Source organism: Micromonospora sp. NBC_01638, assembly GCF_045209745.1.
In the GTDB taxonomy this organism is placed as follows: Bacteria; Actinomycetota; Actinomycetes; order Mycobacteriales; family Micromonosporaceae; genus Micromonospora.
On record NZ_CP109273.1, the window covers coordinates 1,614,921 to 1,632,159 of the forward strand.

Annotated in this window: 19 protein-coding genes; 7 read left to right on the forward strand and 12 right to left on the reverse strand. The window is 70.5% G+C overall.

The window, feature by feature from the left end; genetic code table 11:
* Positions 1–112: 112 nt before the first annotated feature.
* The 4 genes from OG811_RS07565 to OG811_RS07580 are packed head-to-tail and all read right to left on the reverse strand — an operon-like array spanning position 113 to position 4,338.
* Positions 113–922 (reverse strand): inositol monophosphatase family protein, encoded by an 810-nt coding sequence (locus tag OG811_RS07565; protein ID WP_406072950.1) that lies wholly within the window; start codon positions 920–922, stop codon positions 113–115.
* The gene (locus OG811_RS07570; protein ID WP_406072951.1) at positions 915–1,367 is read right to left on the reverse strand and encodes a response regulator; all 453 of its coding nucleotides are present in this window, start codon (positions 1,365–1,367) and stop codon (positions 915–917) included. The genes OG811_RS07565 and OG811_RS07570 overlap by 8 nt, the downstream gene beginning before the upstream one ends.
* Positions 1,364–3,097 (reverse strand): ATP-binding protein, encoded by a 1,734-nt coding sequence (locus OG811_RS07575; RefSeq protein WP_406072952.1) that lies wholly within the window; start codon positions 3,095–3,097, stop codon positions 1,364–1,366. Before OG811_RS07575 ends, OG811_RS07570 begins: the two co-directional genes overlap by 4 nt.
* Positions 3,094–4,338: a PP2C family protein-serine/threonine phosphatase gene (locus OG811_RS07580; protein ID WP_406072953.1), complete on the reverse strand. Its 1,245-nt coding sequence runs from the start codon at positions 4,336–4,338 to the stop codon at positions 3,094–3,096. The genes OG811_RS07575 and OG811_RS07580 overlap by 4 nt, the downstream gene beginning before the upstream one ends.
* A gap of 243 nt (positions 4,339–4,581) precedes the next feature.
* On the opposite strand from OG811_RS07580, the gene OG811_RS07585 reads away from it, so the two are divergent.
* The gene (locus tag OG811_RS07585) at positions 4,582–7,005 is read left to right on the forward strand and encodes a M28 family peptidase (protein WP_406072954.1); all 2,424 of its coding nucleotides are present in this window, start codon (positions 4,582–4,584) and stop codon (positions 7,003–7,005) included.
* Positions 7,006–7,117: 112 nt separating this feature from the next.
* On the opposite strand, the gene OG811_RS07590 is transcribed toward OG811_RS07585, so the two are convergent.
* The gene (locus OG811_RS07590; protein ID WP_406072955.1) at positions 7,118–7,600 is read right to left on the reverse strand and encodes a hypothetical protein; all 483 of its coding nucleotides are present in this window, start codon (positions 7,598–7,600) and stop codon (positions 7,118–7,120) included.
* Positions 7,601–7,882: 282 nt separating this feature from the next.
* On the opposite strand from OG811_RS07590, the gene OG811_RS07595 reads away from it, so the two are divergent.
* Positions 7,883–10,033, forward strand: a complete 2,151-nt coding sequence (locus OG811_RS07595) for a tetratricopeptide repeat protein (protein WP_406072956.1) — start codon at positions 7,883–7,885, stop codon at positions 10,031–10,033.
* Between the two features lie 4 nt (positions 10,034–10,037).
* Here OG811_RS07595 and OG811_RS07600 read toward each other — a convergent pair whose 3' ends face one another.
* Together OG811_RS07600 and OG811_RS07605 are read right to left on the reverse strand one after the other, a co-directional pair.
* Positions 10,038–10,979: a threonine/serine dehydratase gene (locus OG811_RS07600; RefSeq protein ID WP_406072957.1), complete on the reverse strand. Its 942-nt coding sequence runs from the start codon at positions 10,977–10,979 to the stop codon at positions 10,038–10,040.
* 16 nt (positions 10,980–10,995) lie between these two features.
* Positions 10,996–11,796: a proline hydroxylase gene (locus tag OG811_RS07605; RefSeq protein WP_406072958.1), complete on the reverse strand. Its 801-nt coding sequence runs from the start codon at positions 11,794–11,796 to the stop codon at positions 10,996–10,998.
* A 192-nt stretch (positions 11,797–11,988) separates the two neighbouring features.
* Between OG811_RS07605 and OG811_RS07610 the strand changes: the two genes are divergently transcribed.
* Both OG811_RS07610 and OG811_RS07615 read left to right on the forward strand, forming a co-directional pair.
* Positions 11,989–12,237 (forward strand): hypothetical protein, encoded by a 249-nt coding sequence (locus OG811_RS07610; protein ID WP_363884119.1) that lies wholly within the window; start codon positions 11,989–11,991, stop codon positions 12,235–12,237.
* Positions 12,238–12,315: 78 nt separating this feature from the next.
* Positions 12,316–13,008 carry a hypothetical protein gene (locus tag OG811_RS07615; protein WP_406072959.1) on the forward strand — a complete coding sequence of 231 codons (693 nt, stop codon included), beginning with the start codon at positions 12,316–12,318 and terminating at the stop codon, positions 13,006–13,008.
* Positions 13,009–13,026: 18 nt separating this feature from the next.
* Here OG811_RS07615 and OG811_RS07620 read toward each other — a convergent pair whose 3' ends face one another.
* Positions 13,027–13,716, reverse strand: coding sequence for a fructosamine kinase family protein (locus OG811_RS07620; RefSeq protein WP_406072960.1), 690 nt, complete (start codon positions 13,714–13,716; stop codon positions 13,027–13,029).
* Between the two features lie 34 nt (positions 13,717–13,750).
* Entirely contained in the window at positions 13,751–14,248 is a 498-nt protein-coding gene (locus tag OG811_RS07625) for an NUDIX hydrolase (protein WP_406072961.1), read from the reverse strand.
* 98 nt (positions 14,249–14,346) lie between these two features.
* Here OG811_RS07625 and OG811_RS07630 point away from each other — a divergent pair, with 98 nt between their 5' ends.
* From OG811_RS07630 to OG811_RS07640, 3 genes are read left to right on the forward strand one after another with little or no spacing between them, the layout of a single operon-like run.
* Positions 14,347–14,949: a DinB family protein gene (locus OG811_RS07630; RefSeq protein WP_406072962.1), complete on the forward strand. Its 603-nt coding sequence runs from the start codon at positions 14,347–14,349 to the stop codon at positions 14,947–14,949.
* A complete protein-coding gene (locus OG811_RS07635) occupies positions 14,946–15,611 on the forward strand; it encodes a class I SAM-dependent methyltransferase (RefSeq protein ID WP_406072963.1) in 666 nt (221 codons plus the stop codon). The genes OG811_RS07630 and OG811_RS07635 overlap by 4 nt, the downstream gene beginning before the upstream one ends.
* Positions 15,604–16,098: a GNAT family N-acetyltransferase gene (locus tag OG811_RS07640; protein WP_406072964.1), complete on the forward strand. Its 495-nt coding sequence runs from the start codon at positions 15,604–15,606 to the stop codon at positions 16,096–16,098. Before OG811_RS07635 ends, OG811_RS07640 begins: the two co-directional genes overlap by 8 nt.
* A 118-nt stretch (positions 16,099–16,216) precedes the next feature.
* On the opposite strand, the gene OG811_RS07645 is transcribed toward OG811_RS07640, so the two are convergent.
* The 3 genes from OG811_RS07645 to OG811_RS07655 form a co-directional block, all read right to left on the reverse strand.
* Positions 16,217–16,390, reverse strand: a complete 174-nt coding sequence (locus tag OG811_RS07645) for a hypothetical protein (protein ID WP_357196421.1) — start codon at positions 16,388–16,390, stop codon at positions 16,217–16,219.
* Positions 16,387–16,605: a flavin reductase gene (locus tag OG811_RS07650; RefSeq protein WP_406072965.1), complete on the reverse strand. Its 219-nt coding sequence runs from the start codon at positions 16,603–16,605 to the stop codon at positions 16,387–16,389. Before OG811_RS07650 ends, OG811_RS07645 begins: the two co-directional genes overlap by 4 nt.
* Positions 16,606–16,783: 178 nt before the next feature.
* The gene (locus OG811_RS07655; protein WP_406072966.1) at positions 16,784–17,083 is read right to left on the reverse strand and encodes a hypothetical protein; all 300 of its coding nucleotides are present in this window, start codon (positions 17,081–17,083) and stop codon (positions 16,784–16,786) included.
* Positions 17,084–17,239 lie beyond the last annotated feature (156 nt).

Consider the following 17,239-nt stretch of genomic DNA (forward strand, 5'->3'; position numbering starts at 1 on the left):
TGGCAGAGACCGCCGGTCACGATACCGGACTGCGCGCCGGTGACCAGTCCCCTGACCCCCGGGCTGCCTCGATGTCGACGGAGCGTCCCAACACCGTCGCGCAGTGCGCGGATCAGGGGGTGAGGAGGGCGTCGCGCACCTCGGCCCAGACCTGCTCGTTGGCCGCGACGAGCAGACCACTGCCGTCGTCGGCGGGGTGGTAGTCGACGCCGTCGAACCGACGGGCGACGCCGCCGGCCGCGCGGACCAGCAGAGTGCCCGGGGCGTGGTCCCACGGCAGGGTGCGCCAGAAGAGAGCGAACTGCTGCTCGCCGGTGAGGATGTCCAGATACTCCCGGCCGGCGCAGTGCTGGCCGGGCAGCAGCTCACCGAGCCGCCGGCCGCCGGCGCGGACCCGGTCCCCGGTCTCGGGCGGCAGGAACCGGGTCATCGCCGCGCCGCGCAGCTCGCCGAGCGGCGGCACCGGGGCGGTGCTGTCCACCGGCCGGCCGTTGAGCAGGGTGCCGTTCTCGGCCCGACCGGTGGCCAGGGTCTCGGCCAGCGGGTCGAGGATCCAGCCGGCGGTCGGCCGCCCGTCGGTCAGCAGCGCCACCATCAAAGCGAACGGTCGGCGACCCGCGGCGAAGTTGGCGGTGCCGTCGACCGGGTCGACCAGCCAGACGTCCCCGCTGTCGTTCAGGTGCCGAAGCAGGCTCGGATCGTCGGCGACGCCCTCCTCGCCGACCACCATCGAGCCCGGCCGCAGTCGGCGCAGCCCCGCCGAGAGCAACTCCTCGGCCCGGCGGTCGGCGACGGTGACCACCTCGCCGTGGGCCTTCTCCGACACGTCGGCGTCGTCGAGCTTGCGGAACAGGGGCAGCACAACCTGGTCGGCGGCCTCCCGGAGCAGGTCGCCAACGTCGTCGAGCAGGGTGTCAGCCACGCGGCGGCAGCTTGACCACGCTGACGAAGAACTCGTCGATCTGACGGACCACGGCAATGAAGCGCTCGAAGTCCACCGGCTTGGTCACGTAGGCGTTGGCGTGCAACTGGTAGCTGCGCAGGATGTCCTCGTCGGCCTGCGAGGTGGTGAGCACCACAACCGGGATCCGACGCAGCTCCTCGTCCTTTTTAATCTCTTCCAGCACCTCCCGGCCGTCGCGGCGGGGCAGGTTGAGGTCGAGCAGGATCAGGTCGGGCGTCACCGCGTCGGCGTACTGGCCCTCCCGCCGCAGGTAGGCGAGCGCCTCTGCGCCATCGGAGACAACGGCCAGCCGGTTGCGCAGCTTGTGCTCCTCGAACGCCTCCTGGGTCATCAAGACATCACCCGGGTCGTCCTCCACGAGCAGGACCTCGATCGGGCACTTGCCATCCGCCGGCGCGGTCATCCCACCGTCTCCCTCATCTCACCCGTTCTACCGCTTTCCAACGACTCGCCGGCCTGGTCCGGCCGGTCCGACCCTCCGGACTGCTCCGCCAGCGCTGCCGGCATCTCGTTCGAGGGCGACGTGTCGCCCGCGGCCAAAGCCGGCGGCGGCTCCGGCGAGTCGGCAGCGGCAACGGCCTCGACGTCCTGGGGCAGCGCCGGCAGGGTGAACCGGATCGCGGTGCCCTCCGGCACATCGGTGTCCACCCAGACCCGGCCGCCGTGATATTCGACGATCTTCTTGACGATGGCCAACCCGATGCCGGTGCCCGGGTACGCGTCCTTCGAGTGCAATCGCTGGAAGATCACAAAGATCTTGTCAGCGAACTCCGGCTCGATCCCGATGCCGTTGTCCTGGCAGCTGATCTCCCACTCGGCACCCACCAACCGGGCCGAAATGTGCACCTTCGAGGGCACATCCGGGCGGCGGAACTTGACCGAGTTGCTGACCAGGTTGGCCAGCAGGTTGGTGAGCAGCGGTTCCTCACCCGAGATCACCGGCAGGTCGGACCAGGTCAGCTCGGCATCCGCGTACTGCCGGGCGGCCTCGGTCTGGCCGGCCACGTCGCTCATCACCTTGTTAAGGTCGACCTCGACGAAGCCGGTGGTGAGCCGGCCGATCCGGGAGAACGCGAGCAGGTCGTTGATCAGACGCTGCATCCGTTGCGCGCCGTCCACCGCGAAGGCGATGTACTGGTCGGCCCGCTCGTCGAGCTGCCCGGCGTAGCGACGCTGGAGCAGCTGGCAGAAGCTGGCCACCTTGCGCAGCGGCTCCTGCAGATCGTGCGAGGCCACGTACGCGAACTGCTCCAGGTCGCGGTTGGACCGGGTCAGCTCCTCAGCCTGCTTCTGGAGCTGGCTGTTGACCCACTCGATGCGCTCGCGTGCAGCCCGCACCTCGGCCAGGTCGGCGGCGATCTTCTGGCGCATCGCGTCCACGTCCTCGCCGAGCCGGATGAACTCCGGCGGGCCGCTGGTGGCGATGCCGTGCTGGTAGTCACCCTCGGCGACCTCGCGGACCTGGTCGGCCAGCCCGATCAGGGGCCGGATGACCATCCGGTCCAGGGAGAGCAGCAGCAGCGCACCCGTGGCGGCCACCACCAGCGCGGCGACGATCAACAGGACGACCAGCACGTTGCTGCTGGTACGTACGTTGGTGGCGGCCTGCTCCCGGGCGGCCAGGATCTCCTCCTGGAGGTCGCTCACCGCCGAGCGCACGTTGTCGAACTGCTGCCGGGCCTGTTCGGTGATCAGCGCCTGGCCCGCTCTGGTGCCGCTCTGCTCGGTGGTGGCGATCACCGGCTCCGCCACCGTCTGCCGCCACTGCGCGGTGGTCTCCTCGACAACCCTCAGCTCCTGGCCGATCTGCGGGTAGTCGTCGAGCAGCGTCCGCATCGCGGCGATGACGCTCTTTTCCTGGTCGAGCCCCTCCTGATAGGGCCTCAGGTCGGCCAGGTTGCCGCTGACCGCGAACCCGCGGATTGCCGTCTCCTGGTCGAGCAGCGCGTTGAGCAACTCCTGCGACTGGACCCGCAGCGGGCCGGTCTCGTTCAAAACCGCGTCGATCTGGGTGCGGTTGCGGGCGGCCATCGCCGCTTCCGCGCTGGCCAGGGCGATCAACAACAGGCCCACGACGGTGAGCAGGGTGATGACCCGACGGCGCAGACTCCAGCCGCCGATCACCGGCTTCACCGGCCACCACCCCGGCTGACCAGCAGCATGGCCACGTCGTCGGCGAGTGGGCCGCCGTTGAGCCGCTCGGCCTGGCCCACCAGCCAGGCCGGCAACTCGGGCAGCGACACCGCACGGCTGGCCGGCTCGTCCAGTAGCCCACTGAGGCCCGGCACGTCGAGCCGTTCGTCGCCGGCATCCACCCGCCCCTCGATCAGGCCGTCGGTGTACATCAGCAGGGACCAGTCATCGGTGTCGAACTCCAGGTCGTAGGCGATCGGCCGGCGAGGTCGTACGCCCAGCAGCCGGCCGCCGGGCGCGGGCACCGGGGCCACCCGGCCGCCGGAGAGCAGGAGCGGCGGCGGGTGCCCGGCCAGGCGGACGGTGGCCCGGTTGGCGTCCAGGTCCAGTCTGGTGGTGGCCACCGTCGCGAAGATCTCCTGAAGGCGGCGCTCACTCATCAGCACCTGCTCCAGCGCGGGCAGCACCTCGTCGTCCGGCACTCCGGCGAGCACCAGGGCCCGCCAGGCCACCCGTAGCTCGACACCGAGCGCGGCCTCGTCCACCCCGTGCCCGCAGACGTCGCCGACGATCAGGTCGAGACGGTCCGGCCGGGTCTGCACCACGTCGTAGAAGTCCCCGCCGATCAGCGCGGCGTGCCGGCCGGGTCGGTAGAAGGTGTGCACCGCCACCTGGTCGGTCGTCATCAGCGGCTGGGGCAGCAGGCCACGTTCGAGTCGGGCCGATTCGGCCTGGCGCAGCTCGACCTCGCGCAGTCGGCGGGCGTTCTCGTCGGCGCGCTTGCGCTCCACGGCGTAGCGCAGCGCCCGGGTCAGCAGCACCCCGTCTACCTGGCCCTTGACCAGGTAGTCCTGTGCGCCCTCGGCGACCGCCATGATGCCCAGGTGCTCGTCCGAGCGGCCGGTCAACACACAGACCGCGGCGCCGCTGGACATCTCCAGCACCTGGCGCAGCCCGTCCAGCCCCTGCGCGTCGGGCAGGCCCAGGTCGAGCAGGACGCAGTCGACACCGGTGATCCGCTGCCGCGCCTCGCTGAGGCTGGTGGCCACCAACAGCTCGATCATCGAGTTCGTCTCGGCGAGCAGCTCACCGACCAGGAAGGCGTCGCCCTCGTCGTCCTCCACCAGCAGCACCCGCAACCGCTCGCCTGGCGGCAGGTTGGCGTGCCGCGCCAGGCCGCCGTGCGGGTACGGCACAACTGAGGAACCGGCCAGGCCGGCCCCCCGGTGCGGCCGGGTCACCGCCGCGAGACGCGGGAGTTCGCTGGTGATGTCGGGCTCCTTCCGAGTGCCCTGCTGATCCTGTATTAGACAACGGTCGCACACAACACGACGCTCTCGGCGCGGGCGGGGATGGGCGGCAGCACTGCCCTGCGAATGACGAACCGGGCGGCGGTCGATGCAGGCGTACCAGCCATCCCATCCGGGACCGTTGACGGGCAGGATGGTGCCACCCCAGGCCCCACCACCCCCCGAGGAGTTTCCGTGGGCGCACCCACCACCCGGGCCACCGGCACGTCGGCCCGTCCGAGTCCAGGCGTACGACCTGCCGACCGCGCGCTGACCCGGCCTCGCCGGCGACTCGTGGCCGCCGCCGCGGCCCTGGTCGCGCTGGCCGCCGTCGGCGCCGGCAGTCTGCTCGACCTGCGCGTCCCGGCACCGAAGCCGACGGACGCGGCGGCGGGTGAGTTCAGCGCCGGCCGGGCGTACGAGGACGTCCAGGTGATCGCGGCGCGGTCGCACGTCGCCGGCAGTCCGGCCAACGATCAGGTCCGCGCGCACATCGAGCAGCAGTTGCGCGGGCTGGGCCTGGAGACCGAGGTGCAGGACACGGTGGCACGGGAGGCCGGCCAGCTCAGCGGGGCGGCGGGCGGGGCGACCCTGGCCCGGGTACGCAACGTGGTGGCCCGGTTGCCCGGCACCGATTCGACGGGCCGGGTCTTCCTGGTCGCCCACTACGACTCGGTGCAGACCGGGCCGGGCGGCAACGACGACGCGGCGGGCACGTCGGCCATCCTGGAGGTGGCCCGCGCGCTGACCACCGGCCCCCGGCCCCGCAACGACATCATCTTCGTACTGACCGATGCCGAGGAGGCGTGCCTCTGCGGCGCGTCCGCGTTCGCCGCCAGCCATCCCCTGGCAGCCGACGGCGGCGTGGTGCTCAACCTGGAGGCGCGGGGCTCCACCGGGCCGGTGATCATGTTCGAGACGTCGAAGAACAACGCGAAGCTGGTGGACGTCTTCGGCCGCGCCGCCCCGCACCCGGTCGGCACCTCGTTCGCGGTGGAGATCTACCGCGCGCTGCCCAACGACACCGACTTCACCGCGTTTCTGGACCAGAAGTTCGTCGGGCTGAACTCGGCGTACATCGACGGCGGGGCGATCTATCACACACCGTTGGACACTCCGGCGTCGATGGACCAGGGCAGCCTCCAGCAGCACGGGGACAACGCGCTGGGCCTGGCCCGGGAGTTCGGCCGTACCGACCTGACCGACCTCCGCTCCGGGCACGATGCCACCTACTTCCCGGTCCCCGGCGGGCTGGTCCGCTACCCGGGCTGGCTCACCCTGCCGCTGGCCCTGCTCGCCGTGGCCGCGGTGGCCGCCCTGGGCTGGCTGACCCGTCGGCAGGGCCGGGTCAGCACCGGCCGGCTGGCCGCCGGCTTCGGGCTCGCCCTGGTGCCGATCGTGGCCGCGCCGGTCGCCGCCCAACTGCTCTGGCTGGCGATCACCACAATCCGGCCGGGGTACGCGGAACTGCTCGACCCGTACCGTCCGATCTGGTTCCGGTTGGCCGTGATGGCGCTCGCCGCCGCCATCCTGTTCAGCTGGTACGCGCTGACCCGCCGCCGGATCGGCCCGGCGGCACTCGCTGTCGGCGGGCTGGCCTGGCTGGCGCTGCTCGGGGTGCTGCTGGCCGTGGCGGTGCCCGGCGGGGCGTACCTCACCACCCTGCCGGCGCTGGCCGGCGCGCTCGGCGGGCTGGTCGCGCTGCGGACCCGGCAGACCGGGCCGTGGCCGGTGGTCGCGGTGACCGCCGCCGCGGCCGTCGGCGTGGTCATCCTGCTGCCCACCGTGGTGCTGCTCTTCCCCGCGCTGGGGATGGCGATGGGCGGGGTGGCCGCACTGGTCGCGGTGCTGCTCGGCCTGACCGCCCTGCCGGTGGTCGACCTGCTGCACCCGCAGGCCGGCGGCCAGCGTGGCCTGCGGGCGCTGCGGGCCCGACGGCTCGGCGTGCTGCCGGCCGCAGCAGCCGCCGTGGCGGCGGTGGTGCTCGCCGGGGTCGGGCTGGCCGTCGACCGGTTCGACGCCGCCCACCCCGCGCCCACCCACCTGATGTACGCCCTGGACGCTGGCACCGGCCAGGCCCGGTGGCTCAGCCACGAGAGTGACCCGCAGCCGTGGACGGATGGCTACGTGGACGGGGTGACCACTGTCGAGGACTTCCCCGGCCTGGGCGATGCCGAGCTGCACGGCGGTCCGGCCCCGGCGGCGGACCTGCCCGCGCCTGAGGTGGAGGTGCTCTCCGACACCCGATCCGGTGATGAACGGCTGGTGCGGGTGCGTGTCCTGCCGCAGCGTCCGGTCCGCCTGCTCACGCTGCATGTGAACGGACCGACGGCGGTGACGTCGGCCACGGTGAACGGACGACAGTTCGACGTTGCCCGGACGGCGACTCAGAACCCCTGGGGCTTCGGCGTGGTGTTCCACGCGCCACCAGCGGAGGGGGTCGAAATCGCCCTGACCATGTATCCGATGCTGGGTGACGGCCCGGTCACTCTGCGGGTGATGGACGCCAGTGACGGGCTGGACGGGGTGCCCGGGTTCCGTCCCCGGCCGCCGGCCGTCGGCGTCGTCGGGTCACACACGTCGGAAATGCTGGCGGTCGCCCGCACCTATCCCATCTGACGGGAAGCACGCTGGTCCGGCGGAGCGACTCGCCCGCCGGACCACCGGCTATTCGTAGCGACTGAAAATGCCTCCGTCGATTCGGATCCGGCCGGTGCCATATTTCGTCAGCTCACCGGTTCGGGTTGGCCGGCGCCGATACGCCGCCAGCGATTTCCGTCGTGATCGGTGAGGTGAGCTCCACCAGAATGGTGTCGATCGGGCGTAACCGGTGCTCTGCCGCGACGGTGACAAAGAGATCGTGAGCGTCGCGGCCCGGCACCCGGCCGACCTGTTTCGCCGCGGCCAGCCCGACCGGTTGGCTGTCCGGATCGTCGGGCGGGACGAGCCGAGCCAGCACCGCCACGTCCAGCACCGGCGCGTCACTCTCGTTGGCCACGGTGACCCGCAGCACCGAGGTGCCCCGAATCTCGGCCACCGCCGAGACCAGGCGAGCCTGGGTGGCCCGGACCCGCATGTCATCGGTGCGACGGGCGCGGATCTCCCGCCGCAACCCGAGGTAGACGAAGAGCACGCTGGCGATGGAGCCGACCGCGCCGAACCAGTCCGGTACGGAACCCCAGTCGACCATGTCCTGGATTGGCGAGAGGTTCATAAGTCCATCGTGGAGGCTCTTGTCGAGCGTCAAGCACGGCGGATCGGCCGGATTCGACCGCGAATTGGGAATTCCGGCACCGATTCCGGTCACCCGGGCGGCCTAAACGGAGAGTGTGCAACCCAGTACGGGGATGGATACCCTTGCGGTTGACGTGGTGCCGGTGACAATCCCCGCCGACTGTCCACCAGATGGACAGGACCTTCCGCCGCCAGCCCACTGCAACGTCGCCACCGAAGGGGGACCGCATTGACTGCGGACGTTCCACCCGAGGATGCCCGCGTGCCCCGGCCAGCGTACGACCGGCCGAGTCGCGTCTCGGTCGACCCACCGCTCGGGCGGTTGGACAGCCCGCTGCACGGGCGCGACGACCTGATCGACGAGATCGTGCAGCCGGGGGAAGACGCTGGGGATCGCCCCTCGGTGCACATCCTGTGCGGCATGGGCGGGTCCGGCAAGAGCCACGTCGCCCTGGAGATCGCCCGCCGCGCCCGGGCTGGCGGCCGGACCGTCTGGTGGGTGCAGGCGGGGCGGCTCAACTCCGGAATGCGTGAGGTGGTCAGCCAACTCGGTGCCTCGGAGACCCAGGTCGACCAGGCCTGGGCCGGGATGATCAGCGCGACCGACCTGGTGTGGCGCTATCTCAACCAGACCGCGCAGCCCTGGTTGCTGATCTTCGACAGTGCGGACGAGCCTGCCACGCTGGGCCCCACCGACGGGGTGCTCGCCGACGGCACCGGTTGGCTGCGTCGACCGGAGGCCGACGACGGCATGGTCATCGTGACCACCCGGGATGGCAACCGGGCCACCTGGGGCACCTGGTCGACGCTGCACCAGGTGCGCCCGCTCGACGCCGACGCCGGCGCGCAGGTGCTGATCGACCGGGCTGGCGAGCAGGCCGGTGACCTGACCGACGCCCGGGAGCTCGCACGGGAATTGGGCGGGTTGCCACTCGCCCTGCGCGCCGCCGGCAACTACCTGCGGTCGGTCAACGCCAGCCCGGTCTGGCGCGGCTCGTCCACCATCACCACCTTCGCCGACTACCGGGCCGCCGTGCAGCGTCGCTTCCGCTCACCGCGCGACGCCGCCGACGTCGACCTCGACGAGTCACTCGGCCTGGAGATCGTCCGCGAGGTCGACGACATCTCACTGGACCTGCTGGCCCGCCGACAGCTCCAACAGAGCCGGCCGCTACTCAACGTGCTGGCCTGCCTGAGCGTCTCCCCGGTGCCCTACGAAGTGGTGCTCAAGCCGGCCATCCTGGCCGGGTCGCCACTCTTCACGGGGCTCACCGCCCGGCAGCGGGTGCGGGTGCTGGAGGGCATCGGCGACCTCGCCCTGGTCGACTTCGACGTCCAGGAGGAGGTCACCGACCCGGCGTTCGCGCACGTGTTGTCGCTGCACCCACTGGTGCACGCGATGTTCCGCGACCGGGACGAGGTCCGTGAGCAGATCGCCGAATACCACGGTCTGGTCATGAAGCTGCTGCTCGCCGCCACCGAGGGCCAGAGCCCGGACGACTCGGCGGCCTGGGCCAACTGGGACGTGCTGGTGCCGCACCTGGTCGAGGCGGTACGCGAATACCTGGTGCCGCAGAGACACAAGCACGACCCCGAAACGGTACGCCGCGCGCTGGAGCTGGCCCGACTCACCGCCCGCTACCTCATCGCGATCGGCCTACCCGGCTCGGCCTTCGACATCCTGGACCCGATCGTGCGCGGCTGCGCCGCGTACGACCACGACCTGGACCGGCCGCAGGTGCTGGCGCTGCGCCACGAACTGGGCCGCACCTGGCTGGAGCGCAACCAGCCGGAAATGGCCGACCGGGTGCTCCGTGAGGTGATCGCGGACCGCACCAGGGTGCTGGGCAGTGACGACGCCGACACCCTGGCCAGCCGACACAAGCTCACCAAGGCGATCATGGCGCAGCGCCAGTGGCCGGAGGCCGAGTTGGAGCTGCGGCAGATCGTCGCCGCGGAGGACCAGGTCCGCGGCCCAGAGCACTGGGACACCATGATCGTGCGGCACAGCCTGGCGCTGGCGGTGCTCGCCCAACAACGGGCACCCGAGGCCGAGGTGATGCTGCACGCCATCCTGGAGGTCCGATACCGGACCTGGCCGCTCAACCAACCGGAGACCTGGCAGGCCCGTCACACGCTGGCCCGCTGCATGCAGGAGCAGGGCCGGCTCGCCGAGGCAGAGGCCGAGCTGCGGGCCACCCTGGCCACCGTGGAGCCCCGGCACGCCGACCGCAGCGAAGTGCTCGCCATTCGGGCCACCCTGGCCGCGGTGCTCCTGCTCGACGGGCGGCTCGACCCGGCGATCGAGGCGTACGAGCAGCTGCTGGCTGACCGCCGGCGACTGCTCGGGGACGCCCACCTGGACACCCTGCAGGTGGAGCACGCGCTGCGCCGCCTGCGCAACGGCGGCTGACCGGTCAGTGCGGCGCGGCCGGGCCCAGGTCACTCGGGTCGGTGTTGCCACCACAGATGATCACTGCCACCCGCTCTTCGGGCTGCGGCACGTACGCGCCGCCGGCCAGCGCGGCCAGCGCGGCAGCACCGCCCAACTCGGCGGCGACCCGCAGCTCCGACCAGAGCAGCCGACGCGCCCGCACCAGGTCCTCGTCACGGACCAGCACGGAGACCACCCCGGTCCGGCGGGCGGTGTCGAAGGCGATCTCGCCGATGCGACGGGCACCCAGCGAATCCGTGGCGATGCCGCCCACTTCGATGTCGACCGGCCGGCCCGCTCTGAGGGCCGAGTTCAGGGTCGGGATCTGCTCGGGCTCGACGGCGACGACGCGTACCGACCCGCCGAACCAACTGGCGATGCCGGACACCAACCCGCCGCCGCCGACCGCCACCAGCACGGTGTCGATCCCGTCCACCTGCCGCTCCAACTCCCGGCCGACGGTGCCCTGACCGGCCACCACCTCCGGCTGGTCGTACGCGTGCACTACCAGCGCGCCGGTCTCCCCGGCCCGCTGGGTGCTCGCCGCCAACGCCTCGGCGTAGTGCTGGCCCACCTGGCGCACCTGCGCTCCCAACCCGGCCAACCGCTGCACCTTCACCGGCGAGGCGGTGACCGGCACGAAGACCTCCGCCGGCACGCCAAGCGATCGGGCCGCGTACGCGACGGCGAGGCCATGGTTGCCACCCGACGCGGCGATCACCCCGGCCGAGGGCAACGACCCCTGGAGCATCCGGTTGAACGCGCCACGCGGCTTGAACGAGCCGGTGTGCTGGTGCAGCTCCAACTTGAGGCTGAGCTGCCCGGGCACACCCAGATCGGCGCCGTCGACGGCGATGACCGGGGTTTTCCGGACCCGCCCCTCGACAAGGGCCGCGGCCGCCTCGACGTCGCTTCTGTCCACCATGGGGAAACGCCCTTCACTACGACCAGAGGGCCAGTCGACCGTCGTCGGTGAGCCCGACGAAACATCCTATGGAGATCCGTCGGCCATCCGACGCCTGACGCACCGTGTGATAGTGCCGCGGATCGAACAGAAAGCCCTCCCCGAGCGTGGGGCGCAACGTCAACGACTGCGTGTCGGCGGCCACCGCCTCCTGGAAGCCATACCCGCCGGGGATCCGCAACGGCTCGTCGTCCGGCTGCCAGCGCCGCCGCCACAGCACCGTCTCACCACCGGCCGGTGGCACCCGGATGTAGATGTTGAACGCCAACTGGGCCACCACCTCGCTGTCGAGCAGCCGGCCCGCGTACTCCCGTACCGCGTCGTCGAAGTGCACGTGGAGCCCCGCGTTGATCTCGCGGACGATGCCGACGTGCATCTCCCGCCCCTGCCGCCGCCCGGGTGCCACGTCCGGCCAGGCACCGCGGAACGCGGCCAGGCACAGGCCCCGGGGCGAGTCCGGCAGACCCAGCGTGGACCAGCTCTTCTCGGCCGCGCGGGCCGCGTCCCAGTAGTCCTCGCGGAGTGCCCCGGCGGACCGGTGGTCGTTGATGGCCGGACCGAACTTGGCGACGACGGGAAAGACCCGGCTCTCGTCGTAGCGGTCCATCGGCGCGTTGGCGAGGGCGGCGGTGATCGCCTGGCAGCGGGCCGCGGAGAGCAACCCCGGCACCCGAACGGCGGCCAGCCGCCCCGCGATGAGCCCGGCGACATCCGCTCGGGTGATCGATTCTGATTCGACGGCGACGAACAAGGGATCGGTAGTGCTCGAATGCTGCACGGCGGTCCTCCCGTAACGAAGATCCTCACCGGATTTGTCGCGCCCCCGACCCGCGCGTTATGCAATGTACAAACCGCAGGCAAGACGCGGTAACCGCAGTTCCACGCGGCGTGGCGCGGTCACCGCTACCATCGGCGCAACCGGGGTAAGTGACACCGAACCGTACGGCGGAAGCTTTCCACCGATCGGGGAATGGTGACGATTCTCGGCGTGACGCATGATGCGACTAGTTCGAACGCTGACAAGGAGTTCGAGATGGCAGGCGCCGGCCCGACGGATCTTGACATGCACGTCGACCGCCTGGAAATGGCGCGTCGAATAGCCCGGGAAATGATCGAGTCCGACCATCAGGCTCTGGAGCTCGCCGTCCGGCAGCGTCCACAGTGCTGGTCCCGACGCCCCACCGGCCACGGCACCCGCGCCGACGCCCTCGCGGGCTGACCCTTCACACATCTGCCCCCAGCGCCCCGACAGCGCTGTTACCCTGGCGCGTCGCGACAGCCGGCACGGGGGTGCAGCATGAATTGCTCGACTTGCGGGAGCCAGCTCGACCATCCTGGGCAGGGGCACACCTGCCTCGGCGACGCCACACCGCCTCCCCGGCCACCCGCGTACTGGCACGCGGCCCAGTGGGCGCTCGTGACGCTCGCGGTGTTCTTCGCAGGGCTCTCGTTGGTCCGAGCTGCGATCACCGCCGACCTGCTGACGCCGCCGAGCGGGAAGGTCATCAGCGCCCTGTCGATCGCCGGGCCGCTGGCCCTCTTCGCCGCATTCCTCACCTGGTCGAACGTCACCAAGCGCGTCATCGACGCGCAGTCGATCGCTGCGGCGTCGATCCGGCACTGGGCGGTCGGAGCGGGTGCTCTGCTCTTCCTCCTGTCGTACCTCCTGCCGGTGAAGACCCCGACCGCCTTCCACGTCGTCCGGGCGGCCGCCGCGATCCTGCTCGGCGTCGGTGCCCTGATCACCCACGGCAGAGCCGCGCGCCGGCTCGCTGACCCGGCCACCCCCGCAGACCAGAACGACGCCACCGGTACGGGCATCGCGCCACTCCGCATGGAAGAAGCTCGGCCGGGACAGGTGGCGAACCAGCCCGCCCGATTGGCGCTCGACATCGAGACGCAGCCGGAGGACTGGAACGCGTCCCTGTGGGATCCCGAGGTCCAGCGGGACATCGAGCGCCGGCGCCGCCAGCAGGCGCCACCCGCCTGACGCTCCAGCTGGGACTGGCTATTCGTAGGTCGCGACCGCCTGGGCGATGCGGTTCAGGAACGGACGCCCGAAGGCCGACGTGCCGTCGACGGTGATCACCGCTAGGTAGCCGAAGAGGCGCCAGAGCTCCCGCCGTTGCCGGAACCCCGGGTCGATCGGCGTGATCTCGGCGTAGGCGTCGAAGACCGCGCTGGGGACCGGCTCGAAGTAGTCGATCAGGGCAAGGTCGATCTCGGGGTGCCCGAAGTACGGAGCCGCGTCGAGCAGGATCGCCTGGGTGGCGGTGGTCAAGAAGTTGTTCTGCTGAGCGTCGCCGTGCAGCAGCGTGGGCCGGGTCTCCGGCCCACAGAGGGCGGGCAGCCGGTTGATGAGCCGTTCGACGCCTGCGGCCAGTTCCGGGAACAGGTGACAGCTGTCGACCGCCGACCTCAGTAGTGGCAGCAGGCGGCGTTCGGCGTAGAAGTCGACCCACCGGTTCGAGGCCACCGGGCGGTTGTCCTGTCGCAACGGACCGAAGAAGCCGTCGAACTGCTCAAGGCCGAACCGCTCCTCGTGAACCTGGTGCAGGGTGGCCAGGGCATGCCCGATAGACCGCCACTGGTTCACCGAGCGCGCCTGGGCGGGGATCTCGGGGACCGCCTCCAACAGCGCCGCCCGCTCGATCTCACGAACGATCGGCGCGCGCGCGAGCGGATGAGACGTCAGCACCAGCAAGATCCTAGGGCGGTCGTCCCTCAGACGTTCACAGCCCAAGCGCGACGGGTTGGGTTGGCGTGCCGTCGGTGATCAATTCGGCCAACGGCGTGGCGAGGTCCCGTGGCGAGAACAGTTCCGGACCGCGGTGTGCCCTGATCTCCGACAGCGACCACCAACGCCAGCCGATGACGTGCTCGGCGGCGAGTTCCTCATCGCTCATCGCACCGCGCGGCGTGAACGACGCGGTCCGAACGAGGAAGTAGTCGTTCACGACGCCATCGTGGCCGGGTGCGAACCCGGCGGCGACTATCTCCTGGCGCCAGACCTGAGGCGGGTCGGCATTGAGAGCAAGTCCGACCTCTTCGCGCAGCTCTCGCCGCAGGGCGGCCAGTGGCGTCTCGCCGTCTTCGACGCCACCTCCGGGAGTGATCCAAACGGCGATCGTGCCAGCCGGATCGGGAATGGCGAGTCGAAGCAGCAGGACACGGTCGTCCTCATCGACGACGACCGCACGCGCCGATCGCCGCAGGTTCACCGTCGACATCAGGACACCCTACGGCTCAACGATCACCGTCGACGCCTAGCTGGCGTCGGCGTCCACGAGGGGCGCCGCCAGGTCTGCGCTGTAGGTACCGTGCGGAAATGACAAGGAGCGAGCGGATCGCGGACCAGCTGGACCGGCACTGGCACAAGAACCTGCGGCCGCGGCTGCACGGTCTTGCCGATGAGGAGTACTTCTGGGAGCCGGTGCGTGGCTGCTGGAGCATCCGCCCAGTTGGCACGTCGGTCGCACCGATATCGGTAGGTACGGGGGAATGGACGATGGACTCCGCGTCCCCGGACCCGGTGCCGGCTCCGGTGACCACGATCGCCTGGCGGCTGGCGCACATCATCGTCTCCTGCCTGGCCTATCGGGTCGGATGGCACTTCGGCGGCCAGGACGTCGACTCCCAGACATTCCCCTACGCGGGGACCGCTGACGAGGCGCTGAAACAGCTCGACGAGATGTATGGGCGATGGAACGCGGGGGTCCGCGAACTCTCGGACGCCGACCTGGAAAATCCGCCCACTGTGGGCCCCGAGCGGTCTCCCATGGAGGGCATCGTCCTGCATGTCAACAGGGAGCTGATCCATCACGGCGCCGAGATTTCCCTGCTGCGCGACCTCCACCGCTGGCAGGACGAAGCCGCACCGCGATCAATGGGTCGGCAAGCGGCACCGGGCCTCGTAGCGTTCCCGGAGTGAGCAGGAACGACGAGCGTGACGTGGTCCGACGCGGGTACGACCTACTCTCCTACCACTACCGACCGGACGACGCTGCCGACGGCCAGTACGCTCCCTGGCTGGCCGACCTACACCAGCGCCTACCCGCCTCAGCGGCAGTCCTCGACCTCGGATGCGGCTGCGGGGTGCCGGTCGCCCGCTTCCTCACCGACGCCGGACACCACGTCACCGGTGTCGACATCAGCGACGTGCAGATTGAGCGAGCGCGCCGCCTCGTACCCACCGGCACGTTTCTCCGCGCCGACGCCACCCAGCTCGACCTGCCGCCGGCCTCGTTCGACGCCGTGGTCTGCCTGTACGCCTTCATCCACATGCCCCTGGCCGACCAGCCTCAGCTCATCAAGAGCATCGCCACCTGGTTACGCCCCGGCGGCTGGCTGCTCACCACCGTCGGCAACACCGCCTGGACAGGCACCGAGGACAACTGGCTCGATGGTCCCGCCAGCATGTGGTGGAGCCACGCCGACGCCTCTAGCTACCGCTCATGGCTGCAACAGGCGGGGCTGACGATCACCGCCGAGGATTTCGTTCCGGAGGGCAGCAGCGGCCACGCCCTCTTCTGGGCACAGCGCCCACCGGGCCGACCTGGCCCGCGCCATGTGCGAGGCTTCGGCGGTGACTGATCTCGGCATCCGCGCAGCCACCTCGGCTGATTACGAGTTCCTGGTCGACATGCTCGCGGAGGCCGTGAACTGGCTGCCTGAGCGCAACTGGTCGCGCGAACAGATCCTGTCGAATCCTGCGCTGGCTCACTATGTCACCGGGTGGATGCGGCCAGACGACTTTGGCCTGGTTGCGGTGGACCGAGCTGATCGGTCAGTCGGCGCGGCCTGGTTCCGATTCCTGACCGCCGCTGATCCGGGCTATGGGTACGTGAGTGACGACGTACCGGAGCTGACTATCGGGGTGGTGGAAACCTGGCGGGGCCGGGGTGTGGGCCGGGTGCTTTTGCGCGCTGTTCTGGACGCCGCACGAGAACGTGGCATCCGCACGGTGTCGCTGAGCGTGGAGCGGGCGAACTTCGCTGCAAGGCTGTACGCCGCTGAAGGATTCCGCACGGTTGAGTCGTTCGAGGACGCGGACACGATGGTCGCTGAGATCGGTGCCTGACGCGCGCAAAGGCGGACACTGATCCGCTCGTCGGCCGTGCTGGGCAGCCTGTCCGCAGTGCTTCCGCTGGCCGTGTGCGGACTCCTCATCGTCAGCCTCTGACCGAACGCCGCTCGCATCAGATCAGCCGCTGGATGCGGACCTTCGGACGCTCGTTTCGCAGGTGGCCGTGTTTGTGTTGGCGAATCTGCTCGTCCCAGACGTCCTGGTCGTAGTCGGGGTCCGGCGGGATCCACTTGTGGGAGCCGTCGCTGTAGTGGAACTTCTCGTCACCCGCACGAAGGATGCTCACCGGGTCCAACCCAGGAACCGATAGTGCAGATGGCCAGCGGGTACGTGGGCCAAGTCCTGGGCGGCGTCAACCAATTGGGCGGCCAGGTAGAGGGCGAGCGACACCGGGGCCCGGTCGTACTCCGCTTGCAACTCCTGGCGGCGAGTCTGGCAGGGCCAATCGGCACCGCAGCCGCCGCAGGTCCAGCCCGGGGTCATCGGGAGGTGGCTCGTCATCGGGCGCCGCCCTGACTCGGCCAGTGTCCGCGGTTAATGGGGATGCGGTGGCGGCGTCTAGCACGGCTACCCGCTCGCGGTCTGCCGTCTTCACCGCGTCGGTGCTCCTCAATTTGCTCACGTAGCGCCGCCTGCCACGCCTTGCTACCGGCCTCGTCGGCTGGTTGGGGGCTGCCCATTACCGCGTCCATGCCACGAAGCGCTCGTACATCTCGGCCGGCGTCACGTCGGGCAACTCCAGGGCGACGATGAAAAGCAGGCCGCCAACGTAAGTGGAGAGGCCAATGCGGTCAGGTCCGTACGCCTCGGCCAGGCGCACCCGCGCCGGGTGGCACGGCCATGGCGTACCCGCCTCGCACATCAGGCACTGCCACTGCGGCCGACGCGGCAGATGCTCCCCGTCCATCCGGCGATCCAGTGCCGACGCCGACCGCTCTGCCTGGCTCGCTCGTGCCTTCTGCGGCATGTCGGCCGTCACCAAGTCATCCGCCGGCCATCGAGATTTCCGCCCCGCGTGAACTGCCACCACGCCTCCCACCAGTCACCGCGCGTGCTCGTCCGGTACACCCTGCGGCGGTACGCTGACCTCGGTCGACGGGTTGCGGGTTGCCAGCCTGCGCCGGCAACCCTGCAA

Excerpts from the sequence above, each read along its gene's own strand:
- OG811_RS07570 (WP_406072951.1), bottom strand. The coding sequence starts at position 1,367 with ATGACCGCGCCGGCGGATGGCAAGTGCCCGATCGAGGTCCTGCTCGTG.
- OG811_RS07590 (WP_406072955.1), bottom strand. The coding sequence starts at position 7,600 with ATGAACCTCTCGCCAATCCAGGACATGGTCGACTGGGGTTCCGTACCG.
- OG811_RS07600 (WP_406072957.1), bottom strand. The coding sequence starts at position 10,979 with ATGGTGGACAGAAGCGACGTCGAGGCGGCCGCGGCCCTTGTCGAGGGG.
- OG811_RS07610 (WP_363884119.1), top strand. The coding sequence starts at position 11,989 with ATGGTGACGATTCTCGGCGTGACGCATGATGCGACTAGTTCGAACGCT.
- OG811_RS07615 (WP_406072959.1), top strand. The coding sequence starts at position 12,316 with ATGAATTGCTCGACTTGCGGGAGCCAGCTCGACCATCCTGGGCAGGGG.
- OG811_RS07625 (WP_406072961.1), bottom strand. The coding sequence starts at position 14,248 with ATGTCGACGGTGAACCTGCGGCGATCGGCGCGTGCGGTCGTCGTCGAT.
- OG811_RS07630 (WP_406072962.1), top strand. The coding sequence starts at position 14,347 with ATGACAAGGAGCGAGCGGATCGCGGACCAGCTGGACCGGCACTGGCAC.
- OG811_RS07650 (WP_406072965.1), bottom strand. The coding sequence starts at position 16,605 with ATGACGAGCCACCTCCCGATGACCCCGGGCTGGACCTGCGGCGGCTGC.